This is a genomic window from Pseudomonas sp. P4_D7, from assembly GCF_056401755.1.
Genome location: NZ_JBFUIR010000097.1, coordinates 1 through 5,009, shown reverse-complemented (window position 1 = coordinate 5,009; position 5,009 = coordinate 1). Strand labels below are relative to the sequence as shown.

The following is a 5,009-nucleotide window of genomic DNA, read 5'->3' as shown; positions in this document are numbered from 1 at the left end:
CGGCACGACCGGGCAGACAAAATGAGACTCGCTTAAAAGTTTCTCTTGCGGGACGAACCGCGCACCGAGTTCTTTCTCAAGCTGCGGTTTACGATTGTTGCCGCTGTAGAGGATGTTCATGCCAAAACCGAAACGCCCTCTGCGTGCGATGGCCTCTCCAATTTTGCCTAAACCGATAATGCCCAAGGTCTTTCCATGCACATCGCATCCGAAGTGGGATGCTTCGATGGTCTTTGTCCAATTGCCGGCTTTCGTCCAGGCATCAAGCTCTGGGATGCGTCTCGCTGTGGCCAGGATCAGGGCGAAAGCCAGATCAGCGGTGGTTTCGTTCAAGACATCTGGCGTATTGGTCAACATGACCCCTCGGCCATTGAGATAGCTGAGGTCATAGTTGTCGTAGCCAACCGAAATGCTGGAAATGATCTCAAGGTTTTTAGCCGATGCGAGCTCTGCTTCACCTAGGCGCCGATTGCCGCCGATCAATCCATGAGCGCTGGGAATGGCATCTTCGAACTGAGCATCCATGTCACCAAGCTCTGGACGCATGACGATGATGTTGTACGTATCTTTGTAAGGCTCAAGCAGCGTGGGTGAGACGCGGCTGAAGGCCAGGATTGTCTTTTTCATGACGCCTTATCGCACCTTTTTCAAACTCAATTTGAATCGTGTTCTGACTTCAAATAGGTTTTCGCCCACTCACGGTAATTGTCCGAGAGCGTGTATTTAGAAAGCAGCTCAGGGAGGGAAAACTCGCTCCCCTTTGTGCCGCTTTGTTCGCGCAGCGCCTCGTAAGTCGCTTTGATTGCGGACAGATAGGGGGCATGCCCATTGACCACAATCCGCACGTTGGCTGCACTCAGTTTCTCAACATCGCTCAGAGCCGGATTTCCATAATTGATCAGCATGATCGGCACGCTGAGATGTGCAGTGAGTGCTTCCAAGTGTTGGAAGTCTTTCACCCCGACGAGGCAAATCGCGTCGGCCCCGGCTTTTTCATAGGCCGTAGTGCGTGCAATGGAATCTTCCAAGGTGGTAACGGCCACATTTGTTCGGGCGATGATGGTGAGCGCATCATCTGATCGGGCAAACCGCGCAGCGTAAATCTTGCTCGCGGCTTCTTCCCTCTCGATAAGCACATACGATTGCTCGTCGTACTTGGCCGGGAGGAGGGTGTCTTCCAGGGTTAGGGCAGCGACACCGGCTTTCTGCAGCTCGGTCACTGTTCGCATTACATTCAGCGCGTTTCCGAATCCATGGTCAGCATCCCCAATGATTGGGATGTGGCTAGCCCGTCCGACTCTGGAAACCTGCTCGACATACTCATCCAGCGTGAGCAGTGCGATGTCCGGTGCCCCGAGTACCTGAAGCGAGGCGACGGAACCACCTTGAATGGCAACCTCAAAGCCAAGGTCGCAAGCCATACGAACCGAGATAGGGTCGAAGACTGAAGCAGCAAATTTGCAGACGTTGCCTTGGAGTAAATCACCAAACGCCTTGCGCAGTTCATGATGAGATCGCTCAATCATTTTCGGCTCCATCAAACTTTTACAATTAATTTGTTGGTCTCATTCGAGTCGAACGAAAACCTGGAAGGCACTACCGGTCATAACCACTTCCAAGGCGAGATGACCGGATCCCTTTGCAGTTTATTTCTGCGCCAGCAATGCCTTCCTGGCCGCTTTTTCGTGTTTCATGGCGGCGATTTCACGCTCGCAGGCCTCGACATCAAACGAGTTGTCCCACTTGGCAATGGCGATGGTGCCGATGCCGTTACCGATCAGGTTGGTCACGGCCCGCGCTTCGTTCAGGAATCGGTCAATGCCCAGTAGCAAGACGAGGCCGACCAGGGGAATGGAGTGGATGGTTGTTAGCGTTGCCGCAAGGGTTATGAACCCGGCACCCGCCACGCCAGCGGAGCCTTTTGAGGTCAGCAGGAAGACGCCCAACAGAATCATCTGATCCATAAACGTCAGTGGCGTATTGGTTGCCTGTGCGATAAAAATCGCCGCCATGGTGAGGTAAATGCAGGTGCCATCTGCATTGAAGGCATATCCAGTGGGTAGCACCATGCCCACCACTGACTTCTTGCAGCCCAGCTTTTCAAGTTTCACCATCATTCGCGGAAGCACGGCTTCGGTTGAGCAGGTGCCAAGCGTGATGAGAATTTCATCTTTGAAATAACGAAGAAATTGCATCAGCGGCATGCCCGACCATCTGGCAACCGTACCCAGCACTACCACGATGAAAATCAAGGTGGTGATGTAGAGCGCGACCAGCAACTGGCCGAGCGACAGCAAGGTACCAATGCCGTACTTGCCTATAGTGAAAGCCATCCCGGCGCCGGCGCCAAGGGGAGCCAGGCGCATCACCATTGCCACGATCTTGAAAAGCCCTTGCAGAAACAAGTCGATGGTATTGATCAGCGGTTTGCTGGTTTCGCCCATCTGAACGAGGGCAACGCCCATCAATACCGAAATCAGAATGACCTGAAGCATGACGCCATTCGAGAATGCGCCAATGAAGGTGCTCGGGATGATGTTGAGAAAGAAATCGATAGTGCCGCCCTGTTCCGTGGCGGCTTGGCTGTACTTGGCGATAGCGCTGGCATCAAGCGTGGTAGCGTTGATATTCATCCCGGCGCCTGGCTTTGCGATGTTGACCACAATAAGGCCGATGACTAGCGCAATGGTGGAAAGGATTTCAAAGTAGAGCAGCGCCTTGACGCCGATCCGCCCGACCTCCTTGATGCTGCCCATCTTGGCGATACCAACCACGACGGTACCGAAAATAATAGGTGCCAACAGCATTTTGATGAGTTTGATAAAGCCATCGGCAAAAGGTTGAAGCCTGGCTCCGAATTGCGGTTCAAAGTGACCAATCGCAGCGCCGATGACGATGCCGATCAGCACCTGCACATATAGCTGGCTGTACCAGCGGGACTTGGAGATTTCCACGGAAGCACCTCATTTTATTTTTGTGATGGGCATGTGGTTTGGCGTCAGCGGGTGACGCCTGAGTCTGCGATCTCTTTAAAAGAAACCGCAGATCGAGGTTGATCAGCCTTCGCCTAGCTCACGCATGACTGCGTACAAGGCGGACTTGGCTTCGAAGCCAACACCTGGAATATCTGGCAGGCCGACATAACCATTTTCCACCTTGATTCCGTCGGCGAAGCCGCCGAAAGGCTGGAACACGTCGGGGTAAGATTCGTTGCCGCCCAGGTGCAGACCGGCTGCGATGTTCAAGGACATCTGGTGACCACCGTGCGGCACTACGCGGCGCGAAGACCAGCCCATTTCTTCCATCACTTTCAGGGTGCGCATGTACTCCACGAGCCCATAGGACAGCGCACAGTCGAACTGGAGGAAGTCGCGATCCGGGCGCATGCCGCCGTGACGCAGCAAGTTACGGGCGTCCTGGTGGGAAAACAGGTTCTCCCCGGTCGCCATAGGCAGTTCATAGTGATTGGCAAGCTCAGCCTGAAGTGCGTAATCGAGTGGGTCGCCGATCTCCTCGTACCAGAACAGGTTGTACTTCTTGATGGCTTCCGCGTAAGCAATACCGGTCTGAAGATCGAAGCGACCGTTGGCATCGACCGCCAGTCGCCGACCGTCCCCAACCACTTCAAGTACCGCTTCGATGCGACGTATATCTTCGTCCAGCGGTACTGCACCGATCTTCATCTTGACGACGTCGTAGCCACGATCCAGGTAGCTCTGCATTTCTGCTTTGAGCTTGGTCTGGTCTTTGCCTGGGTAGTAGTAGCCACCTGCCGCATAGACCCAAACTTTGTCATCGGCCACGCCGTTGCGGTAACGATCAGCCAGCAGGCGATAGAGAGGTTTTCCTTCAATCTTGGCGACGGCATCCCATACAGCCATGTCGATGGTGCCAACTGCGACCGAGCGCTCGCCGTGACCGCCTGGCTTTTCGTTGGTCATCAGGGTTTTCCAGATGGCAAACGGATCCAGATTGTTGTTTTCATGGTCGACAAGAGTATCTGGATCAGCTTCGGTGATCCGCGCCAGAAAGCGATCACGCATCAAAGCGCCTTGACCATAGCGACCGTTGGAGTTGAAACCGTAGCCGATGACAGGTTTACCGTCGCGAATCACATCCGTGATAACAGCGACGACCGAGCAGGTCATTTTGGAAAAGTCGATGTAGGCGTTGGCAATTGGAGAGGCAATAGAAACTGTTTTTTCACGGATGTCTACGATACGCATGACGGGTTCCTCTTGTTGTTTGTGGCCCCACGTTATGCTTTGCGATGTCACCCGCCCAATGCTATTAATGCCGTACCCTATGCACAGGAGGCATGGCCCTTGGAACTCGTTTGGCTCGAAGATCTTTCAGCGCTTGCAGAGTACGGCAGCTTCGTTCGGGCGGCAGAAGCGCGGCATGTTACTCAGCCGGCTTTCAGCCGCAGAGTTCGCTCATTGGAGAACTGGATGGGCGTTGAGTTGTTTGTGCGTACACCGCAAGGCGCAACCCTTACCGAGGCAGGAAGGCAAATTTTGCCCAGTGCTCAGGAGGCGGCTCGACACTTGTACAGGATGCGCAACGAGGCTCAAGAGGTAGCAGGAATGGCAGCCAAGTCGCTTCAATTCGCAGCGACTCATTCCCTGTCATTTACATTTTTTCCGAAATGGCTTCGAAGCTCAGAAAACGGTGCCCCCATTGAGGCCGTTAAACTGCACTCAGATAGCATGGCTGTTTGTGAGCAGATGCTGATACATGGTCAGGTTCAGTTTCTGCTCTGCCACCGCCATCCCGATGTTCCGCCTTTACTGGCGCCTGATCAGTTCACCAGCAAGAAGGTGGGCGAGGACGTTCTCGTTCCCCTCACGAGTGCATCCGCTAACTTCGGCACCTCTCCTGCGGCATTGCCATACCTCGCTTACACCCATGAGTCTGGACTGGGGCGTATCGTCGCCCACAGATTGCGTGGCAAGGAAGATTACCTCCACCTCAAACCAATTTTCAGCAGCCACCTGGCAGCGGTACTC

Annotated in this window: 5 protein-coding genes; 1 reads left to right on the top strand and 4 read right to left on the bottom strand. The window is 54.1% G+C overall.

Annotated features, from left to right (window positions below; genetic code table 11):
* The 4 genes from AC1DVF_RS28295 to AC1DVF_RS28280 form a co-directional block, all read right to left on the bottom strand.
* A partial coding sequence (locus AC1DVF_RS28295) for an NAD(P)-dependent oxidoreductase (RefSeq protein ID WP_477783530.1) occupies positions 1-627 on the bottom strand: 627 nt, incomplete at its 3' end.
* A gap of 26 nt (positions 628-653) precedes the next feature.
* Positions 654-1,526 carry an isocitrate lyase/PEP mutase family protein gene (locus tag AC1DVF_RS28290; protein WP_477783529.1) on the bottom strand — a complete coding sequence of 291 codons (873 nt, stop codon included), beginning with the start codon at positions 1,524-1,526 and terminating at the stop codon, positions 654-656.
* 120 nt (positions 1,527-1,646) lie between these two features.
* Positions 1,647-2,954: a C4-dicarboxylate transporter DctA gene (gene dctA / locus AC1DVF_RS28285; RefSeq protein WP_477783528.1), complete on the bottom strand. Its 1,308-nt coding sequence runs from the start codon at positions 2,952-2,954 to the stop codon at positions 1,647-1,649.
* 102 nt (positions 2,955-3,056) lie between these two features.
* Positions 3,057-4,226 carry a mandelate racemase/muconate lactonizing enzyme family protein gene (locus AC1DVF_RS28280; RefSeq protein WP_016983047.1) on the bottom strand — a complete coding sequence of 390 codons (1,170 nt, stop codon included), beginning with the start codon at positions 4,224-4,226 and terminating at the stop codon, positions 3,057-3,059.
* Between the two features lie 99 nt (positions 4,227-4,325).
* Between AC1DVF_RS28280 and AC1DVF_RS28275 the strand changes: the two genes are divergently transcribed.
* Positions 4,326-5,009: LysR family transcriptional regulator (locus AC1DVF_RS28275; protein WP_477783527.1), on the top strand; the 684-nt coding region annotated here is incomplete at its 3' end.

What these genes read in the sequence shown, in the direction of transcription:
- AC1DVF_RS28290 (WP_477783529.1), bottom strand. Translation starts at nt 1,526, where the DNA reads ATGATTGAGCGATCTCATCATGAACTGCGCAAGGCGTTTGGTGATTTA.
- AC1DVF_RS28280 (WP_016983047.1), bottom strand. Translation starts at nt 4,226, where the DNA reads ATGCGTATCGTAGACATCCGTGAAAAAACAGTTTCTATTGCCTCTCCA.